The sequence below is a fragment of the Pseudomonas sp. Leaf127 genome (assembly GCF_001423155.1).
Taxonomy (GTDB): Bacteria; Pseudomonadota; Gammaproteobacteria; order Pseudomonadales; family Pseudomonadaceae; genus Aquipseudomonas; species Aquipseudomonas ovata.
In genome coordinates this window covers 276,656-295,134 of record NZ_LMOA01000024.1, presented here as the reverse complement: position 1 = coordinate 295,134, position 18,479 = coordinate 276,656, and the positions used below count along the sequence as shown (strand labels likewise).

At 62.2% G+C, this 18,479-nt stretch carries 17 protein-coding genes and 1 pseudogene; 8 read left to right on the top strand and 10 right to left on the bottom strand.

Annotated features, from left to right (window positions below):
• Positions 1–127 precede the first annotated feature (127 nt).
• Together ASF84_RS26080 and rimI are read left to right on the top strand one after the other, a co-directional pair.
• Positions 128–949, top strand: coding sequence for a hypothetical protein (locus ASF84_RS26080; RefSeq protein WP_056841785.1), 822 nt, complete (start codon positions 128–130; stop codon positions 947–949).
• Positions 942–1,394, top strand: coding sequence for a ribosomal protein S18-alanine N-acetyltransferase (gene rimI, locus ASF84_RS26075; protein WP_056841784.1), 453 nt, complete (start codon positions 942–944; stop codon positions 1,392–1,394). The genes ASF84_RS26080 and rimI overlap by 8 nt, the downstream gene beginning before the upstream one ends.
• Here rimI and ASF84_RS26070 read toward each other — a convergent pair whose 3' ends face one another.
• The gene (locus tag ASF84_RS26070) at positions 1,395–1,799 is read right to left on the bottom strand and encodes a hypothetical protein (RefSeq protein ID WP_056841783.1); all 405 of its coding nucleotides are present in this window, start codon (positions 1,797–1,799) and stop codon (positions 1,395–1,397) included.
• Between the two features lie 243 nt (positions 1,800–2,042).
• Between ASF84_RS26070 and can the strand changes: the two genes are divergently transcribed.
• Positions 2,043–2,678 (top strand): carbonate dehydratase, encoded by a 636-nt coding sequence (gene can / locus ASF84_RS26065; RefSeq protein WP_056841782.1) that lies wholly within the window; start codon positions 2,043–2,045, stop codon positions 2,676–2,678.
• 584 nt (positions 2,679–3,262) lie between these two features.
• On the opposite strand, the gene ASF84_RS30385 is transcribed toward can, so the two are convergent.
• From ASF84_RS30385 to ASF84_RS26055, 3 genes and pseudogenes are all read right to left on the bottom strand, one after another.
• Complete coding sequence (locus tag ASF84_RS30385) at positions 3,263–4,051, bottom strand: methyl-accepting chemotaxis protein (protein ID WP_442963091.1); 789 nt, start codon at positions 4,049–4,051, stop codon at positions 3,263–3,265.
• A 69-nt stretch (positions 4,052–4,120) separates the two neighbouring features.
• Positions 4,121–4,936 (bottom strand): annotated as a pseudogene (locus ASF84_RS30380) (MCP four helix bundle domain-containing protein); the annotation flags it as partial.
• 99 nt (positions 4,937–5,035) lie between these two features.
• Complete coding sequence (locus ASF84_RS26055) at positions 5,036–5,725, bottom strand: HD domain-containing protein (protein ID WP_056841780.1); 690 nt, start codon at positions 5,723–5,725, stop codon at positions 5,036–5,038.
• A 172-nt stretch (positions 5,726–5,897) separates the two neighbouring features.
• Here ASF84_RS26055 and ASF84_RS26050 point away from each other — a divergent pair, with 172 nt between their 5' ends.
• Entirely contained in the window at positions 5,898–6,239 is a 342-nt protein-coding gene (locus ASF84_RS26050) for a zinc ribbon domain-containing protein YjdM (protein WP_056841808.1), read from the top strand.
• 3 nt (positions 6,240–6,242) lie between these two features.
• Here the strand turns inward: ASF84_RS26050 and ASF84_RS26045 are convergent, their stop codons facing one another.
• Entirely contained in the window at positions 6,243–6,683 is a 441-nt protein-coding gene (locus ASF84_RS26045) for a universal stress protein (RefSeq protein ID WP_056841779.1), read from the bottom strand.
• Between the two features lie 380 nt (positions 6,684–7,063).
• On the opposite strand from ASF84_RS26045, the gene ASF84_RS26040 reads away from it, so the two are divergent.
• A complete protein-coding gene (locus tag ASF84_RS26040; RefSeq protein WP_056841778.1) occupies positions 7,064–8,275 on the top strand; it encodes a sugar transporter in 1,212 nt (403 codons plus the stop codon).
• 141 nt (positions 8,276–8,416) lie between these two features.
• Here the strand turns inward: ASF84_RS26040 and pcsA are convergent, their stop codons facing one another.
• The gene (gene pcsA, locus ASF84_RS26035) at positions 8,417–9,136 is read right to left on the bottom strand and encodes a phosphatidylcholine synthase (protein WP_056841777.1); all 720 of its coding nucleotides are present in this window, start codon (positions 9,134–9,136) and stop codon (positions 8,417–8,419) included.
• 75 nt (positions 9,137–9,211) lie between these two features.
• Positions 9,212–11,206, bottom strand: coding sequence for a hypothetical protein (locus ASF84_RS26030; RefSeq protein ID WP_056841776.1), 1,995 nt, complete (start codon positions 11,204–11,206; stop codon positions 9,212–9,214).
• A 212-nt stretch (positions 11,207–11,418) separates the two neighbouring features.
• On the opposite strand from ASF84_RS26030, the gene ASF84_RS26025 reads away from it, so the two are divergent.
• Positions 11,419–13,059: a methyl-accepting chemotaxis protein gene (locus tag ASF84_RS26025; protein ID WP_056841775.1), complete on the top strand. Its 1,641-nt coding sequence runs from the start codon at positions 11,419–11,421 to the stop codon at positions 13,057–13,059.
• Between the two features lie 45 nt (positions 13,060–13,104).
• Here the strand turns inward: ASF84_RS26025 and ASF84_RS26020 are convergent, their stop codons facing one another.
• Positions 13,105–14,511, bottom strand: coding sequence for a diguanylate cyclase domain-containing protein (locus ASF84_RS26020; RefSeq protein WP_056841774.1), 1,407 nt, complete (start codon positions 14,509–14,511; stop codon positions 13,105–13,107).
• A 472-nt stretch (positions 14,512–14,983) separates the two neighbouring features.
• Here ASF84_RS26020 and ASF84_RS26015 point away from each other — a divergent pair, with 472 nt between their 5' ends.
• Positions 14,984–16,429 carry an ATPase domain-containing protein gene (locus tag ASF84_RS26015; RefSeq protein WP_056841773.1) on the top strand — a complete coding sequence of 482 codons (1,446 nt, stop codon included), beginning with the start codon at positions 14,984–14,986 and terminating at the stop codon, positions 16,427–16,429.
• A 24-nt stretch (positions 16,430–16,453) separates the two neighbouring features.
• Positions 16,454–16,816 carry a response regulator gene (locus ASF84_RS26010; protein ID WP_056841772.1) on the top strand — a complete coding sequence of 121 codons (363 nt, stop codon included), beginning with the start codon at positions 16,454–16,456 and terminating at the stop codon, positions 16,814–16,816.
• 3 nt (positions 16,817–16,819) lie between these two features.
• Here ASF84_RS26010 and ASF84_RS26005 read toward each other — a convergent pair whose 3' ends face one another.
• Both ASF84_RS26005 and ASF84_RS26000 read right to left on the bottom strand, forming a co-directional pair.
• Complete coding sequence (locus ASF84_RS26005) at positions 16,820–17,341, bottom strand: cysteine hydrolase family protein (protein ID WP_056841771.1); 522 nt, start codon at positions 17,339–17,341, stop codon at positions 16,820–16,822.
• Between the two features lie 208 nt (positions 17,342–17,549).
• Positions 17,550–18,296, bottom strand: coding sequence for a class I SAM-dependent methyltransferase (locus ASF84_RS26000; protein ID WP_109514369.1), 747 nt, complete (start codon positions 18,294–18,296; stop codon positions 17,550–17,552).
• Positions 18,297–18,479 lie beyond the last annotated feature (183 nt).

The window sequence follows — 18,479 nt, the reverse complement described above, 5'->3', positions numbered from 1 at the left end:
CCCTGCGTTTCACCTCACGCCTTCAACCCCGGTGATCGAGGATGAACGGTGGGCTGAACAGCACTGGCAGTAAACCGGCGCACCCCCTAGAATTGCGCGCCTGACTTATCCACAAGTGGCTGATCTTTTGCTGACCGAGTCCCGTCGCCGTGCTTATCTGACCGCCATGCAGGTGGAAAGCTGGCTGCCGCGTACCGAACTGCCTTTTGCAGCCCCGTCGCGGCCGGAACTGTTGGCGCCTGTACCGGTGCCCGAGGCGCCTGCCGTGACAGCGCCCGTCGCCTCGGCATCCCAGGCCCGTCCTGCGGCGCCCGACATGGCGCCGGCGACTGCGCTGCCCGCGCCACTGCGCACGCCGGTGCCACGGCCGAAGATCGAAGTGCCGCGCCCGACGCCTGCCGCTGCGCGCAAGGTGGCCGGTAGCGAAGCGCCCGACGTGGAATCTGCGCCCAAGGTCGTCGTCGTGCCACCGCCGCGCTTTGCCCTGCAATTGCTGCGTGCCGGTCGCTGCCTGTTGCTGGTCGAATTATCCACCGGCCAGCCATTCCAGAGCCGCGACCCGACCTACCTGTTGCTCAAGGACATGTTGCGTGCCGCCGGCCTGCCTGACAGTCCGCAAATCGTTGGCGAGCCGGTGCGCTGGCCGCTGCTGGTGCGCAGCCGCATGGATCAGGGCCCGGAAGCGGCCCGCGATTTCGTCCAGGGGTTTGTCGCGGCACGCCTCGAAGAACACCCGTGTACCTGCCTCTGGCTGGTCGGCCTGCCGGCCGTGCGCTTTGCCGGCGAAGCCGACAGCGAAGCGTTTTACCAGGAACGCCAGGTCCCTGGCCTGGGAACTGTCTGGGCGCTGCCGGGCCTTGAATCATTGATGGACGAGCCGCAGCGCAAGGCCGACGTCTGGAAGGCCATGCGCCAACTGATGGCGCGCTGGAAAACCCAAGATGAGTGAAACCACCACCTTTCGCCGCATGACCGAAGCGGACCTCGATGCCGTGCTGAAAATCGAGTACGCCGCCTTCAGCCACCCCTGGACCCGGGGCATCTTCACCGATGCCCTGAAGTCCTACGAAGTCTGGTTGATGTTCGAGGGCGCCCAGCAGGTCGGCCACGGCGTCATCCAGGTCATCATCGACGAAGCACACCTGCTCAACATCACCGTCAAGCCTGAAAACCAGGGCCGTGGCCTGGGCTACCGGTTGCTCGACCATCTGATGAAGCGTGCCTACGAACTCAATGCCCGCGAGTGCTTTCTGGAACTGCGCGACAGCAACCGCCCCGCGTATCGCCTGTATGAACAATACGGCTTCAACGAGATCGGGCGCCGTCGCGACTACTACCCGGCCGCCGACGGTCGCGAAGACGCCGTGGTCATGGCCTGCACCTTGCTGGACTGATCATTCTGGCTTGCCATCGAGCGGGTCCAGGTGCGCCAGTTCTTCTTCATCCAGGCCGTGGCCGGCACCGATGTCGGCCTGGTCGGTCAGGCTCAGTTCCTGATCGGCAGGGCGGTTTGAGCCTGGCTCGTCGGGCGAGCGGGCGCCGTCTTCGCGAATCAGCGTATCGGGCTGCAGATCATCGTCGGTGCCGTGATGGTCGGCGGTCGATGCACCGGTCAGGCCGGCTTCGCGCTCCCGCTGGTCGGGAAGCTCTTGGCGCAGCGCCTGTTCAGGCATTTCATCGCCGATGCGCGCCGTATCTTCATCGTCGAAGTCCAGCTCACGTACCGCACCCATGCGATCCTCGTTGTCGTCGATCGGCTCGGGTTGTTCGGCATTGAAGGGGCGACGTTCTTCGCTCATGACACAATCCTTTTATTTCCGGGGTCTGTGCGGTGGACCGGCGACGCTGGCGAAGATTCCGTTTAAATCGGTCAACGGCGACGCGGCCCATGTGGGAGGCGGCTTGCCGGCGACAGGGCCAGTCGTCCCCTCTGTGCGCCTGAATCGGGATCAGCGATTACCGCTGGCTACAGGCTATCAATGTAGTGACCCCAACGAGACAGCCCCCGTCATAACCGAGCATCGTCCCTGAGGTAGCACCGCATGAACGCATTACAAGACCTGATCGACAACAACGCCCGCTGGGCCGAAGCGATCAACCGGGAAGACCCCGAGTTCTTCGCCAAGCTGGCGCGTCAGCAAACGCCGGAATACCTGTGGATCGGCTGTTCGGACGCTCGCGTGCCCGCCAACGAGATCGTCGGCATGCTGCCGGGTGATCTGTTCGTGCACCGCAACGTGGCCAACGTCGTGCTGCACACCGACCTCAACTGCCTGTCGGTGATCCAGTACGCGGTCGATGTGCTCAAGGTCAAACACATCCTGGTGACCGGCCACTACGGCTGCGGCGGCGTGCGTGCCTCCATGCAGGACCGCCAGTACGGCCTGATCGATGGCTGGCTGCGCTCGATCCGCGACCTCTACTACGAGCACCGCGCCGACCTCGGCAAACTGCCCACTGAAGAAGAGCGCGTCGACCGCATGTGCGAGCTCAACGTCATCCAGCAGGTGGCCAACGTCAGCCACACCACTATCGTCCAGAACGCCTGGCACCGTGGCCAGAGCCTGTCGGTGCACGGCTGCATCTACGGCATCAAGGACGGTCGCTGGAAAAGCCTGGACACCACCATCAGCGGCCTGGACCAGCTTCCCCCGCAATACCGCCTGCGCCCGATCTGAATCTGTGGGAGGCAGCTCTGCTGGCGATAGCTGTGTGACAGACGCAGCAGGTGTATGGGCCTTGCTGGCCTCATCGCCGGATCGCCGCCCGCAGCAAGCCGCCTCCCACAGGATTAATGTCGCCCAAGGTCTCGTGCCTGGCATCAGACTGTGGGAGGCAGCTCTGCTGGCGATAGCTGTGTGACAGGCGCAGCAGGTGTATAGGCCTTGCTGGCCTCATCGCCGGCAAGCCGCCTCCCACAGGATTAATGTCGCCCAAGGTCTCGTGCCTGGCATCAGACTGTGGGAGGCAGCAACTGTCTGGCAATGACGGGATTACAAGCGCTGCCTGTCTGTCGGCTGTCCTGGCCTCATCGTCGTATCGCCGCCCGGAGCAAGCCCCGCACAGGTTTGATGTGACCCGAAATTTTGGGCCTGGCACCGGACTGTGGGAGGCGGCTTGCCGGCGATGGCTATGGAACAGACGCAGCAGGTGTATGGGCCTTGCCGGCCTCATCGTCGGATCGCCGCCCGCAGCAACTGTCTGGCGATGGCGGTATGGCCGACGCACCCCGTGCGTCGGCCTCTGCGCGGGTCAGGCGGCGTTACAACACAAACCGCTGAACCATCATGTTCAGGTCGGTGGCCAGCATCGACAGTGCGTTGCTGGCCACCGTGGTCTGCTGGGCGCCGGAGGCGGTCTGGGTCGACAGGTCGCGAATGCTGCTCAGGTTGCGGTCCACCTCATTGGCGACCTGGGCCTGTTGTTCGGCGGCGCTGGCGATCTGCAGGTTGCGGTCGTTGATGGTGGTGGTCGAGCTGATGATCACTGTCAACGCCTCGCCGGTCGCGGCGGCCTGCTCCAGGGTCTGGTTGGCCTGGCTGGCGGTGTGGCGCAAGGATTCGGCAGTTTCCTGGGTGCTGCGCTGCACGCCACTGATCAAGCCTTCGATTTCCGTGGTCGAGGCACTGGTGCGTTGCGCCAGCGAGCGCACCTCGTCGGCCACCACGGCAAAACCCCGCCCGGCCTCACCGGCGCGCGCCGCCTCGATGGCGGCATTGAGGGCCAGCAGGTTGGTCTGGTTGGCGATCGAGCGAATCACATCCAGGATGCTGCTGATGCTCTGGGTCTGTTCGGCCAGGCCCTCGGCCTGATGCGAAGAGTCCAGCACGTTGTCGGTCAAATCCTTGATCGAGCCGATGGTGGCCGACAGGCGCTGCTGGCCCTGCACGGCCGCCTGGCTTGATGCCCTGGACTCGGACACGGTGTTGCTGGCGTTATCGGCCACCTGCACTGCCGCCTGGCTCATCTGATTGATCGCCACGGCCGCCTGTTCGATTTCAGTGTTCTGCAATTTCAGGTTGCTGGCGCTGGACTCGGCGATGCTGCCCATTTCCTGCACCGCCTGCGACAGTTGCGTGGCCGCCGCGTAGATCTGATCAATGGTGCCGTGCAGGTTGCCGCGCATGCGCTCCAGGGTGTGCAGCAACTGTGCGGTCTCGTCCTTGCCCGGCGCGATGGCGTGCTCGCTCAGGTCGCCCTCGGCAATGGTATTGGCAATGTGCAGCGCATTGCGCATCGGATGAATGATGCTCACGCTCAGGCGCCAGGCCAGCAGCAGGGTCATGATCAGTACGCCAACGATGGCGCTCAGGGCGATGATGCGCGTCTGCTCGTAACGCTCGGCGGCAATCTGCACGGCCGACGCGGCGCTCTGCCGGTTGAGTTCACGCAGCAGTTGCACCTGCATGTCCATCAGGTCGCCCTGGATCGACAACGTGGTGTTGGCCAGCATACGGGCCTGCGCCAGGTCGTTCTGCTCGATCAGGCGCATCTGGTCCTGCAAGGCCGGCATGAACGCCTTGTAGGCATCTTGCAAGGCCACGATAGAGTCGCGTTCAGCCACCTCCTTGGCGTGTGCCAGGTAATCCTGGAAGCCTTTTTCCACCTCGTTGCGCAGTTGCTCGACGTTGATCTTGCCGTTGATGACCGCTCCCGGGTCGTCGGCGTTGGCAATCAGCCGGCTCGACTCGCTGCGCAGCTTGACCAGCGCGATGGCCAGCGCATCGGCCATGGCAATGCTGGGCAGCGCGCCGCTTTGCACCGACTCGCCCTGGTCGCGGATCTGCTGCATTTGCAGCAGGCAGAATGCGCCAAGGGCGACCATCAGCGCCGAAGAAAGTCCGAAACACAGCACCAGCCTGGGCGTAATCCTGAAGCGGCGCAAAAAGGCCGTGTGGGATGAACGACGCGATGCACGAGCCAGAAATGTTTTCACAGCACACAACCCATTATGAACGCAGATGTCGAGGCATCCGGTTATAAGGCTGTTGTGTGATAGCTTTGTGACATTGCCTGGCCGTGCCGTTGTCTGGCGTCAAAAATCGGCGTCTGGCCGATCTTTTGCGACGAGCGGCGGCGGATCGATTTCTTCCAGCCACTCACGCAGGAAGCGCTCGACCCGTTGATGCCGTGTCTGCGCCAACCGCGCGCCTGTGGTTGTCTGAAAGCCCTGGGCCAGCGACAGGATCTTGGTCTTGAAATGGTCGAGGGCAAAGCGCTTGTCGTCCAGCGTCCGGGCGCAGGCGTGCGGGTCCAGCGGGTCGTACAGGCTGCTGCCCATGCGCCCGGACACATGAAACAACCGCGCCACCCCGATCATGCCCAGTGCATCCAGGCGGTCGGCATCCTGCAGAATCCGCGCTTCAAGACTGCGCGGTGCAATGGCTGCCGAAAAACTGTGCGCCTCGATGGCATGCGCCACCGCCTCGATCATTTCCTCGTCCCAGCCCATGTCGGTCAGCAGCTCACGCGCCCTGGCAGCGGCCAGGCGCGAGGCGCTGGCGCGGAACGGCGAGTTTTTCTCCACCGCCACGCAGTCGTGCAGCAAGGTGGCGGCCACCAGAATCTGTGGCTCGCCGCCCTCATGGTTACGGATGGTGCAGACGTTCTTCCAGACCCGCAACAGGTGCGAAAAGTCGTGCGCGCCATCGTCCTGCGTGGCCTTGGTGTGCGGTAACAACCGGTTGGCCAGGTCCTGGAACGGTGCAAAGTGTTCAAGGGGCATCGGGCGGCTTCTCTACGGGCGGGTAGGTCGCCAGCTTGCCGCCCGTGTGGTTATTGCGCAAGCGCCTGGCTGATCCGCCCGGCCAGCACGCCCTGGCACAGGGCATTGCCCGGTCCGGGTAAAAAACCTTTATAATTGCGTGGTTTTTCCCCACCCCCCTGATGCGAGAGCGATTGTGAGTTTACCGTCCTGCCCGAAATGCAACTCCGAGTACACCTACGAAGACGGCGAGATGCTGATCTGTCCGGAGTGCGCCCACGAATGGTCTGCTGCGGGTGATACCGGCGAGGCGGACGACGTCAAGGTCATCAAGGATGCCACTGGCAACGTCTTGCAGGACGGCGACACCGTGACCGTGATCAAGGACCTCAAGGTCAAGGGTTCCTCCCTGGTGGTCAAGGTCGGCACCAAGGTCAAGAACATCCGTCTGGTCGACGGTGATCACGACATCGACTGCAAGATCGACGGCATTGGCGCCATGAAGCTCAAGTCCGAGTTCGTCAAGAAGGTCTGATGCCTAGCGCACCTCGACCAGTACCGGGCACGGCGCGGTATTCAGGATCTGATTGCCCACCGACGGTGAAAACAGCCGCTCCAGGCGTGACAGGTGCCGATGGCCGATCACGATCAGGTCGCTCCCGAGCCGGGCCGCTTCGGTGCAGATCGCCTGGGCCGGCTGTCCGGTCAGGGTGTTGCAGGTGCATGTGCAGGTGAGGTCGCGGCTGAGCAGCTCGCGCCACGCCTGTTCAAGCAGCGCCTGCGCATGGTGCTGTTCGTGCGCGGCGGCCGGGTACTGTTCCTGATCAAAGCCATCATCCGGGTCCGGCAGGGCATAGGCGGCATCGACGACACAGACCAGATGCAACGTGGTGCCGGCGGTGCTCAATGAGCCCGCGAGTTCCAGCACCTTGGCGCTTTGTGCGCTGCCATCGAGGGCCACCAGGATCGAGCGATACATGGCAATTGTTTCCTTGGACAGAACAGCCGGTAGTCTGGCCTGCCAGGAAAAGCCGGTAAATGCCGCGCCCTGCAACTCTGCATTGTGCCGCGCGCAATCGAAGACCGATGGTCACCCCGGCCATCATCTGGCCAATGCACCGGTTGTACCGTCGTTGAAGCAGACGTAGAATTCGCCGCATCCGGTTGTCTCTCCCATACCCACAATAATTACCTCCATGCACGCCACGTTCAGGCACAGGCCACGAACGGGGCTTTTCTGCGTTGGCGGTTTTGTATCGTGGTCGGCGGCATCGGCTTTTGCACACCGGTGCCAGGCGCTTTGCAGCGTCTGGCAGTCGACCTTCGGGTCGCAGTCCAACCAGAGGCGTTGCCTACCTGATGAATACCCCTTCGACCGCGCAATCCGGTAGCTGGCTTGGCGTGATTGCGCTGGCGCTGGCAGCCTTTATCTTCAACACCACTGAATTTGTGCCCATCGGCCTGCTGAGCAATATCGGCCAGAGCTTCGACATGAGCACCGCGCAGGTCGGCCTGATGCTGACCATCTATGCCTGGGTGGTGTCGCTGATGTCACTGCCAATGATGCTCATCACCCGCAATATCGAGCGGCGCAAGCTGCTGATTGCCCTGTTCGTGTTGTTCATCCTCAGCCACATGGTCTCGGCCACCGCCAACAGCTTTGGTGTATTGCTGGCCAGCCGGGTCGGCATTGCCTTTGCGCATGCGGTGTTCTGGTCGATCACCGCCTCGCTGGCCGTGCGCATTGCGCCGCCTGGCAAACAGGTCCAGGCGCTGGGCCTGCTGGCGACCGGCACTTCGCTGGCGATGGTGCTGGGCATTCCGCTGGGGCGGATTCTTGGCGAAGCCCTGGGCTGGCGCACCACCTTCATGGCCATTGCCGGGGTCTCGGCCCTGACCCTGCTGATGATCTGGCGCGCGCTGCCGGCACTGCCCAGTCAGAATTCCGGCTCCTTGCGCAGCCTGCCGATGCTGTTCAAGCGGCCACGGCTGATGGTGCTCTATGCACTGACCGCCACGGTGGTGACCGCGCACTTCACCGCCTACACCTACATCGAGCCGTTCGCCCAGAACGTCGCCCGGCTGCCCGGCGAGATGACCACCTTACTGCTGTTGCTGTTCGGTGGCGCCGGTATTGTCGGCTCGATCATTTTCAGCCTGTTCAGCAGCCGCTACCCCAATGGCCTGCTGATCGGCACCATCAGCGTGCTGGCGCTGTGCCTGATGCTGATGCTGCCCATGTCCGGCAGTGCCGGCGCGATCGGCACGCTGAGCGTGGTGTGGGGCGTGGCGATGATGTGTTTCGGGCTGGTCCAGCAATCGCGGGTACTGACCCTGGCGCCAGACGCCACCGACGTGGCGATGTCGCTGTTCTCGGGAATCTTCAATATCGGTATCGGCGGCGGTGCCCTGTTGGGCAGCGTGGTCAGCAGTCAGCTGGGTGTGGCCAATGTCGGCATCATCGGCGGCATGCTGGCCGTGGCCGGCCTGCTGCTGTGCTGCCTGGCCACCTACCACTTCGGCAAGCAAGACGCAGGAGCGGCTTCAGCTACGAACCTGCGCGATGCCTGAATGCTGGTAGGAGCCCGCTTGGCGTGGGCCGCACTCGGACGACCGGCTGCGTAGCAGTCGTAAAATTGCAGCGTTTCACAGATTTCTGCGAGCGCTTCGCACTCGGTCGTCCGAGTGCGGCCCGAAGTCAGTCCTGCAGGCTCAGCCCTTGAGCCGGCCCAGCCATTCCAGCGATGTGCGCCAGATGCAGATCCCCAGGAAATACGCCGACATCAGCGCCCAGACCCCCAGCACCAGCGGGCTTTCATGAGGGTGGCTGACAATCAGCCAGCCACTGCTGACCAGCCACACGGTGGTCACGGCAATGTTGATCGGCATGAAGCGACGCACGCGAAACGGATGCAGGAATTTCATGCGCGTCAATGTCAGCAGGGCCAGGCCGATGATGGTCAGGAAGCTCATCCACGGTGACGGTGACAGAATGAACATACACAGAGCCACCACGTTCCACGCGGCCGGAAAGCCCTGGAAATAGTTGTCCTTGCTCTTCATGTCGACGTTGCAGAAACAGAACAGCGACGACACCAGGATCGTCGAGATGCTCAGCAGCAGCGTGTAGTCCGGTAAGGGAATGTAGCGATAGATGAACAGCGCCGGAATGAACACATAGGTCAGGTAATCGATGACCAGATCCAGCGTCGAACCGTCGAAATGCGGCAGCACCGAATGGGTGTTGACCTTGCGCGCCAGCGAGCCGTCCACGCCGTCGACGATCAGGGCGATGCCCAGCCAGAGCAGGCAGGCCTTGGGTTGGTTTTCGAACAGGGCGATGGTGGCCAGAAAGGCCAGGACCACGCCAGTAGCAGTAAAACCGTGGGCGCCCCAGGCATTGAGCCTGGCGATACGTGGATGCGATAGCACGGGGGTGGTCTCCAGAAACGGTGCCAGAAATCCTGGCCAGTCAGCAGTTATCGACCGGGCAAGGGGCCATAAGGTTCAGCGATGGGGTTGCCCGGATGCGTTTGACCATTGGCCATCCGGGCTTTCCCGGTCTTGCTCCAGCTCCACGAAACGGGTCGGTGGCATGCCATTGGCATTGAGCTGGTAGATTCTGGTCGGCTGCCCCGTGGTGTCGAAGAACACCTGGCCGAGCCCGGCCGAGTTCCACAACCGCTCACCGGCCTTGCTGTGCTCGGGCACCCGCGGGATCACCTTCATCAGGCGGCGCTTGGTGAACCAGTTCAGCGGTGAACGCGGAGAGTATAGCCAGCGGTTGAGGCGGTCAAAGGTATCGAGCAGGCGCCTTGGAAATTCGTTCTTGATGCCGCTGCTGGTGATTTGCCAGATGTGCGGCGTGCCCTTGCGTTCGCGGATCAGCACTTCGTAGACGAACGAATAATGCACGTCCCCCGACAGGATCACGTAATTGCCCGGCGTGCGCGAATGGCGAAAGATATTCAGGATCGCCGGTGCCGCCCCGCGATGCGCCATCCAGTTCTCGGCGTCCACCAGCAAGGGATAGCCGCACCAACTGAACACCCGCTGGATGGCCTCGATCAGCTTGACGCCGAACACCGGTGCCGGCGACACGATAATGGCGCTCTTGTGGTCGAGCAGTTCCTGTTGCAGCTCGCACAAGGCTTCCCAGTCCATCAGCCCCGACGGCTGGCTCAGATTGAACTCGCTGCGCCAGCGCCGGGTACGGGTGTCGAGCACCACCAGCGCAGGCTCGGTCGGCATCACATAGTGCCAGCGCTCGAAACGCAGCAGATCATTGATCAAGGCATCCAGCGCCGCGCTGTCGAGCAGGCCACCGTTGTCGACAGCGCCACGGCTCAAGGCCTGCAACTGTTGCAGCGGCTCGTCGAAGGCGTCGGGGTTGTTGCCCCAGCCCTGGCACAACAGGTAGGCCACCAGCGCATTGCCGATGATGCGCCGCGAGAACGGATGCCCGTAGGCGGTTTCTTCCCAGCTGGCCGACAGGTTCCAGTCGTCGGTCACATCATGGTCGTCGAAGATCATCAGGCATTGCAGGTGCGCCATGACCCGTGCCACATCGCCCAGGTTGTCGCGAAAGGCATCGATGACTTCCTGCTCCTGGATGTAGCACGTGTGTTCGTCAGGCGTCAGCTCAGGCAGGTCCGGGTCGATCAGCGTCCAGGGCACCGGCGACCAGACCAGCAGGTACATGGCCATGATCTCGCCCAGGGTCACGAGGTGATTGCCGGCATTGCTGCTGGTGAACACCGGTTTGCTGACGCCGCCAAAGAACCGGTCGCGCAGGGTCTCGTTGCTCTTGAGCGCCGGCAGCAGCTCGGCGCGTTCATAATAACTGGCCTCATGGGCGTAGAGCGCGACGCTGTCTTCGACGATCGCGCCATCAAGCTTTTCATCGAACAGCCCCAGGCGTTCGATCAGCGCATGGATGGCCCTCAGCGTAGGGCCTGCGACGTCATCGGCATACACCTGATCGCCGCTCATCATCAACAGGGCCGGGCGCTGCGAGGGGATGGGCGTCTCGGCCAGCAGCCGGTCAGCGCACAGCAGACCATCCAGAGAAGGATGGTGCGGCTTGCGGCAAGAGCCATGCAACATATGGTCGATGCGGCTGCGAATCACGAAGTTGGGCAGTTTCGCGCCGGCATACAACAGGTGCGGCGCCCAGTCGGCGATCGATGGCCGAGCATCGTCGGTCAGCAGGTCGTAGTCGATCTGCGTGTCGCAGGGCAACGGCGTGTCCAGCGTCAGGTCGATCAGGTGCACGAATGCATGCTGGCCGACGGCAATGACCTTGCAGCGGTCGCCGTCCAGCGCATGGTCAAGCTGCTGCACCTGGCCCTGGGCATCGGTGTAGGCCAGGCGCAAGGTCAGGTCGATGCTGCGTGAGCCCGTCAGCCAGAACACCAGGCGTCCGCTTTCCTGACGACGCAGGATAGGGCCGGCCAGGACGGTTGGCAGGGCAGGGCTTGAAGGACTGGGCGTGGCGGACATCCGGTTGTGGTCTCGGGTGTTCAAGGCCCGCGATCTTAACCCGAGTGGTGTGAAAATTTCCTAGGCGATTGTGGGCGCAACGATCCGATTACGTGAAAAATCTATAAAAATTTCCGAACGGTCTGTATTCCGCTTGATTGCGGCCGATAAGGCCTGTTGTAGCTTTTAACCCTATGCGCTCTTGCCTGCGCCGGTCTTTGAAGGATTCAAGCATGAACTGGTTTTACAACGCCAAACTCTCGACCAAGCTCCTCACCTCCTTTGCGCTGTGCGCACTTATTACGCTGGCTGTGGGGCTGATCGGCAGTCGCGGTATCAGTGAGCTTTCCTCAAGCCTCAAGCAGGTGTTCGCCAATAACCTGGTGTCGGTCAGCAAGACCAACGAGACCAAGACCAGCACCGTGGCGCAGAACCGCGACCTGTATCGCCTGCTGTCGGCCGTGGCCGTCAATGCCCCGCCGGCCGATCGCGAGCGCATCATCACGCGTCTGCGTGATAACCGCGCCTCGGCCGAAAAAGCGTTTGCCCAGTACCGCATTACACCGCTGGCCGACGACGAGCGTGCCGCCGGAAACAAGATGGAAATCGACTGGCCGGTGTATCAGGCCATGATCGACCGGGCGCTGAACCTGGTGTCCAGTGGTGACCTTAATGCTGCACGGGCACTGATCGACGGCGAAGTGCTCCAGGCGTTCACGCGCATCAGCGATGAGCTGACCATCATGGTCGACTCCAACAACCGCCAGGCCAGTGAAGGTGCCGCAGACGCCGAGGCGCAGGAAACGGCGGCCAAGCGCAACCTGTACATCGGCATCGCCGTGGCCTTCCTGGCCGCCTTTGGCCTTGGCATGTTCATCAGCCGCCTGATCAGCACGCCGATCGCCACCGCGGTGGCCAGCGCCCAGCGCGTGGCCAGCGGTGACCTGACCCAGCCGATCACCAGCACCCGTCTCGACGAAGCCGGTCAGTTGCTGACGGCGCTGGGCAGCATGCAGAGCGGCCTGAAAGGCACCATCCAGCAGATCGCCAGTGCCGCTGACCAACTGGCCTCTGCCGCCGAAGAGCTCAATGCCGTCACCGAAGAAAGCAGCCGTGGCCTGACCCGCCAGAACGACGAAATCCAGCTGGCGGCCACTGCCGTGAACGAGATGACGGCGGCCGTCGAAGAAGTGGCCCGCAATGCCATCTCCACCTCTGACGCCTCCAAGGTCACCAGCGCCGAAGCGGCCAGTGGTCGTGATCAGGCCCGCGAGGCGGTCAAGGCCATCGATACGGTCAGCAACGAGATTTCCAGCTCCACCGTTCAGGTCGAAGAACTGGCCGGTCAGGTACGTGAGATCGGCAAGGTGCTGGACGTGATTCGCGGCATTGCCGAGCAGACCAACCTGCTGGCCCTCAACGCCGCCATCGAAGCGGCCCGTGCCGGCGAGCAAGGCCGTGGTTTTGCCGTGGTCGCCGATGAAGTCCGCGCCCTGGCGGCCCGTACCCAGGCGTCCACCGGCGAGATCGAAGCCATGATCAGCTCGGTGCAGAGCAGTGCCGACCAGGCCGTGCGGGCCATGGGCAACAGCCGTAGCCTGGCCAGCGACACCCAGTCCCTGGCCCAGGCCACCGGTCAGTCCCTGGAACGCATCGCGCACAGCATCGCGCAGATCAACGACCGCAACATGCTGATCGCCACCGCTTCCGAAGAGCAGGCCCACGTCGCCCGTGAAGTGGACCGCAACCTGGTCAATATCCAGGACCTCTCGACCCAGACCGCCGCCGGTGCCAACCAGACCAGCGCCTCCAGCCAGGAACTGTCACGCCTGGCCGTGTCGTTCAACGGGCTGGTGAGCCAGTTCCGCCTGTAGGCGTGACCGGGGCGGCGTTATATCCGGTTACCGGACAGACGCCGCCTAGCCTTTCTGACCTGTTTCCATCGCCATCTGGTAAACCCGCCAGGTACAGCGCCCCGCCGATTTTGCCTGGTACAACGCCGTATCGCTCATGCGTAACAGCTCAAGGGCGCTGCCGGCGTGCTGCGGCGCCAGAGCGATGCCAATGCTGGTACCCAGCCTCACGTTGCCGGTGGGCAGCTCGACAGGGGCGCGCAGGGCGTCGATGATCTGTGCACAGAGGCACTCGATGTCCGGCAAGCCGGGTGCGTCCGGCCAGACCATGATGAACTCATCACCACCAAAGCGAGCCATCATGCCGTGTGCGGGTGTCATGTCGCGCAGTCGCTGTGCCACGTCTTGTAATACCCGGTCGCCTGCGGCGTGGCCCAGCGCATCATTGATCGGCTTGAAACCGTCCAGGTCCAGACTCAGTACCGCCAGCCGTTGCAGGCCATCACGCTGCAGATGGCGAGTGAGGAACTGATCGAGTTGGTACCGATTGGGCAGTCCGGTCAGAAAGTCATGCTGCGACAAGTGCCGGATCTCGGCGAACTGCGCCTCAAGCTGGCGCGCCGACGCCATGGCATGGCGCACCAGCACGGTCAGTACACCGATCAGCGCCAGGACGCCGGCGATGAACACCGGCAGTGTCTGGCCAAGCAAATGCATGCCGGGGGTCGGCGGTGTCCAGTTGAGATGAATGTCCGAATCCAGCAACCTCATCGATTGCAGGCCGGGCAGCGGCCGTGGCGACACCGTCAGCTCCGGCAGACCATAGGTTTCGCTCAGGCGTTCCAGTTTGTCCTGGCTCAGGACCGAGACCAGAATCATGACCGAGGCCGGGCCGGGCGTTCTTTGCAGGGCCGGATCCCAGCCCGGTGTAATGGCCGATGCCGCCGCCAGCGCGGCCACCCCATCGACCCTGAACGCCTGCACGACGCTGGTATCGTTGCGGTCGGCCTCACGCGCCGCCACCAGCAGGGTAGGCAGGTCACCTTGCAGCCAGTCGCCGGCCTGCACGCTGGCCGCCTTGCCGTCAATCACGGTGTACACCGTGCGGTCCTGGGCATTGACCACGAACACACCGTTGTAGCCATATAGCTCGTAGGGAATGTCGCCGACGTTGCGCTGCTCGTCGGCCCAGACCTTGTCCACCTCCAGGTGCAGGTTTTTGTAGGCCTCGCCCCATTTGCTGTAGTTGATGATATTCAGGCCCACTTCGTTGCGCACCTGCTCCACCGTACGGGCAATGAACATGCGCGAGCGTTGCTGCACGTCGGCGTCCTGGCTCAGGGCGGTCTTTACCAACAGGTAGCAGCCCAGCACGATCAGCAGCGACAAGGCCATGATCGCCGGGAGCAGGCGCCAGATCAGCGGGTGGCTGTGACGCAGCGCGAACCATCGAGCCAGAGTGGGTTTGAGCATGAGGACACCTGAAAGACAATGACAAACATCGGCAGGACTCCTTTCCTTGCAGGTTCTTTAATCGGCCTTGAATGAAAAAATTGATAGCTATGAGCTATCATAATCGCCTGACTGCAGAGGGACCACCCGTTATCATGCGGCTTTTTGCTGTCAATCGAATGTCAGCGATCTTCATGCAGAACAGGTTATTCCAACGACTGTCTGAATTATTGGATCCTATCTTTGCTGTCCAGGTCATGGGTCGGTGCCATTGGGCCGAAACTTAGTTCTTCTCCTGCTGTTCTATTATGTTGCCTGTCCAAGCATTGCTTAACATCGTCATTGTCCAGACGACAACCTGCCATGATCGTGCAGGCGGTTCATCAAATGTCGATCAGGCTTGAGAAGCACTGGTAACAAGGCCAGAATGCGCATTTTGTGCGTGCGGCGAATTACCGTTTTTACGCAGCCGAATCCCGGGGGAAATGTAATCTTGAACCAGCTAAAACGCCTTCAGAGCGGAGTCGAAGGACTTGACGAGCTGCTGAAGGGAGGGTTCGTTTCAGGATCCTCCTACATCATTCAAGGGCGCCCTGGCTCGGGTAAAACCATTCTGGCCAACCAGATCGGTTTCAATCATGTACGCGATGGTGGTCGCGTGTTGTTCGCCACGCTGCTGGCCGAACCTCACGAGCGACTGTTTCAGTTTCTCTCGACATTGAGCTTTTTCGACAAGACCCGCATCGGTGAAGAGATCCAGTTCATCAGCGCGTTCGACACCATGGAAAACGAAGGACTCGATGAAGTGGTCAAGCTGCTGCGTCGGGAAATCTCCCGCCAGAAGTCCACGGTCATGATTCTCGACGGGCTGCTCAATGCCCGTTCCAAGGCGGATTCCCCCCTCAACACCAAGCGCTTTATCTCCGAACTGCAAGGCCATGCCGCCTTCGCCGGTTGCACCGTGTTCTTCCTGACCAGCTCCCAGCTCGACGACGGCAGCCCGGAACACACCATGGTCGATGGTGTACTGGAACTGGGCGAAGAACAGGTCGGTGCCCGCCAGATGCGTCGCATCCGCATGCGCAAGACCCGCGGCAGCGCCGCGCTGGCAGGTGATCATGAGTGCGAGATCACCGACGACGGCCTGGTCATCTATCCGCGCCTTGAAAGCACCATCACCCATTCGCCCATGCGTGACAGTGCCGAAATCTCGATCATACCCAGCGGTATTGCCTCGCTGGACCCGTTTATCAGCGGTGGCCTGATGTCGTCCTCGGTGTCGCTGATCATGGGGCCTTCAGGCTCCGGCAAGACCTCGTTCGGGATCAATTTTCTTTCCGAATCGACAGCCGAAGAACCGGGGCTGTACTTCGGCTTCTACGAATCCCCCCAGCGCCTGCGCCTGAAGGCCAAGGCCTTGGGGCGTGATTTCGAAGCACTGGAAGAGTCCGGCGCACTGACTCTGGTATGGCGCTCGATCGCCACTGAAAAAGTCGACAAGCTGGCGCTCGAACTGCTGCGCCTGGTCGAGCAGAAGTCCATCAAGCGGGTGTTTATTGACAGCCTGGGCGGGATGGGCAGGACAGCCGCTGACAAATCACGGCTGCTCGACCTGTACACGGCCCTGATGAGTGAGCTGCGCAGCCGAAACGTCACGGTGCTGGCCTCCTGGGAAGTGCGCAGCATTCTGGGGGAGGGGATCGATGCCCCGGCTTCCGATCTGTCCGGAATCGTCGATAACCTGCTGCTGGTCCGATTCGCAGAGACAGAGGCTGAACTTAAGCGGCACCTGTCCATCCTTAAAGTCAGGGACAGTAATTATGATCCTGCCCTTCTAGAGCTCGTGATAGATCATCAGGGCGTAGGCGTTCGTAAGGCTTTTTCTCATGTATCTGACGACGAAAGTAGCGCAATTGCTCGACCGTCATCTCGCTCATGACTTATCGGGTGGGGTGGGCTTGATATGAGCACGATTTTAATCGTCGATGATGAATATCTGATTGCCGAGATCCTCAGCTTCGCGCTGGAGGACGAAGGCTACCTCACCGTTACGGCCGGCAGTGGCTCCCGGGCATTGACCATTCTGGACCGGGAGCGGCCTCATCTGATCATTACCGATTACATGATGCCGGGAATGAACGGCATCGAGTTCGCGGAAGCGGCACGGTCCAACAAGCAGTTCGAGACCGTGCCGATCATCCTGATGAGCGGCGCCCAGGCGCACCTGGGCGTCTCACGTCCCGATCTGTTTGCAGCCGTCTACGAAAAGCCGTTCGACATCGGATTGATGGTCCAGAACGTCAAGCGGCTGCTCGGCGGGCTTTAGGCTTCAGGCAAACGGCCAGTCATCGGCAGGCATCACCCGGCAGAACGCTCCGTTCAGGGTCGCATTGTGATGGGCAACGATGTGCCCGGCATTCAGTACCGGGGTGTCCGAGCAACTGTGGCCGTCCTCGATCAACACCGCGTCCAGGCCCAGATCCCTGGCGGCACGGCATGTGCTGTCGACGCAATACTGGGTTTTCAGGCCCGCAATCACCACCCCCTGCAGCTCCTGCGCCTTGAGCCACGCCATCAGGCCGGTGCCGGCAAAGGCATTGGGACGGGTTTTCTCGAACACCGTTTCATCACCTTGCACATGCAACCCATCGACCAGTCGCGTCAGCGCGCTGCCCGGTTCAATGGGCGAACCGGCCGGGCCGACATGACGGGCCAGGAATACCGGTGCGCCGGCCATGTGTGCCTTGTCCAGCAGGCGGTTGATGGTGGCCAGTAACTGTTCGCGGCGCCAGATCGGCTCCGGGCCATGAAACAGGCCGTCCTGCATATCCAGAATCAATAAAGCGTGCATGTCGCGTCTCCTTGCTTGAAAGCCGGCGACGCGCAGCCACAAAAAAGGCCCCGTCATCGCTGGCGGGGCCTTGGGGGAATCGTGCTGTTATCGACTCACGACGCCGCACCCGACCCGCCTGTGGCGGTCGTGCTGGTGAGGGTCGAGGTCAGCGATAACAAGGTCATGGCATCGAGATTACCGCGCCGGATGCGCACTGGCAAATGGCTTATGGCCCGATTGTGCCCACGCGCATCTTGATCGGCCAGACCACCGTGCGCCTGTCGCCAGGGTTACCCCAGTGTGCCGAAAGGTCTTCGGCAAAGCGTTGCAACACCGCTTCCTGCCCCGCTTCGCGCGCCTGACGCACAGCCGACCAGGTCGAGACATAACCAAGGAAGGCTGGCAGGTCCCATTCCAGGCGGATCTGCAAAGGCGGGACCGGCAAGGGCTCGAACGGAAATGCCAGCGTGGCGTAGCCCTTGTCTACCAGGGCACGTCCGGCTGGCCAGAACGGACCGATTTCTTGCCAGTAGAACCGTTGGAAGCGTTCATCCAGCTCTGCATCCAGATTCAAGACGCCATAGCAGATCAACGCCAGCACCGCACCAGGTGCCGCAATGCGCCGGGCCTCGGCATAAAATGCCGGCAGGTCGAACCAGTGCGCGGCCTGGGCGGCGGTGATCAGGCTGGCACAACCTTCAGCGACCGGCAGGCATTCGGCCGGCGCGCACTGGTAGGCCACGTTGCTGCGGGCACTGCTCTGCGCAATCTGGCTGGCGCTGGGATCAAACCCCAGCACCTGGGTGAAATGCGCGGCCAGTGGCTCGGTAAGCTGCCCGTTGCCGCAGCCGACATCCACCGCCAGGGCCGTGTCAGGCGCAATCGACGCCAGCCAGGCGGACAGCTCGGGTGGGTACTCGGGACGAAACTGCGCGTAGGCTTGCCCGCCCTGGTCGAACCAGTTTCTGGTCATCGTTGGTCTCCTCTGTCTGCAAGGTTGGCCCATGGACGCTCAGCGCCAGTCGACAGAGTGTAAGGCGTGCAGATGGCCAGGCCGATACCTTGTTCGGGATCTCTTCGCAAATGTTCTGTCGGATTGACCCGGAAACGGTTTGGGGTCAGCCTGTGTGTTCAAGTGAACTTGAGGTGAAGGGGC

What these genes read in the sequence shown, in the direction of transcription:
- ASF84_RS26005 (WP_056841771.1), bottom strand. Translation starts at nt 17,341, where the DNA reads ATGCACGCTTTATTGATTCTGGATATGCAGGACGGCCTGTTTCATGGC.
- ASF84_RS26020 (WP_056841774.1), bottom strand. Translation starts at nt 14,511, where the DNA reads ATGCTCAAACCCACTCTGGCTCGATGGTTCGCGCTGCGTCACAGCCAC.
- ASF84_RS26070 (WP_056841783.1), bottom strand. Translation starts at nt 1,799, where the DNA reads ATGAGCGAAGAACGTCGCCCCTTCAATGCCGAACAACCCGAGCCGATC.
- ASF84_RS26045 (WP_056841779.1), bottom strand. Translation starts at nt 6,683, where the DNA reads ATGTATCGCTCGATCCTGGTGGCCCTCGATGGCAGCGCACAAAGCGCC.
- ASF84_RS26000 (WP_109514369.1), bottom strand. Translation starts at nt 18,296, where the DNA reads ATGACCAGAAACTGGTTCGACCAGGGCGGGCAAGCCTACGCGCAGTTT.
- ASF84_RS26030 (WP_056841776.1), bottom strand. Translation starts at nt 11,206, where the DNA reads ATGTCCGCCACGCCCAGTCCTTCAAGCCCTGCCCTGCCAACCGTCCTG.
- ASF84_RS26040 (WP_056841778.1), top strand. Translation starts at nt 7,064, where the DNA reads ATGAATACCCCTTCGACCGCGCAATCCGGTAGCTGGCTTGGCGTGATT.
- ASF84_RS30385 (WP_442963091.1), bottom strand. Translation starts at nt 4,051, where the DNA reads ATGGGCAGCATCGCCGAGTCCAGCGCCAGCAACCTGAAATTGCAGAAC.
- ASF84_RS26055 (WP_056841780.1), bottom strand. Translation starts at nt 5,725, where the DNA reads ATGCCCCTTGAACACTTTGCACCGTTCCAGGACCTGGCCAACCGGTTG.
- ASF84_RS26010 (WP_056841772.1), top strand. Translation starts at nt 16,454, where the DNA reads ATGAGCACGATTTTAATCGTCGATGATGAATATCTGATTGCCGAGATC.
- rimI (WP_056841784.1), top strand. Translation starts at nt 942, where the DNA reads ATGAGTGAAACCACCACCTTTCGCCGCATGACCGAAGCGGACCTCGAT.
- ASF84_RS26025 (WP_056841775.1), top strand. Translation starts at nt 11,419, where the DNA reads ATGAACTGGTTTTACAACGCCAAACTCTCGACCAAGCTCCTCACCTCC.
- can (WP_056841782.1), top strand. Translation starts at nt 2,043, where the DNA reads ATGAACGCATTACAAGACCTGATCGACAACAACGCCCGCTGGGCCGAA.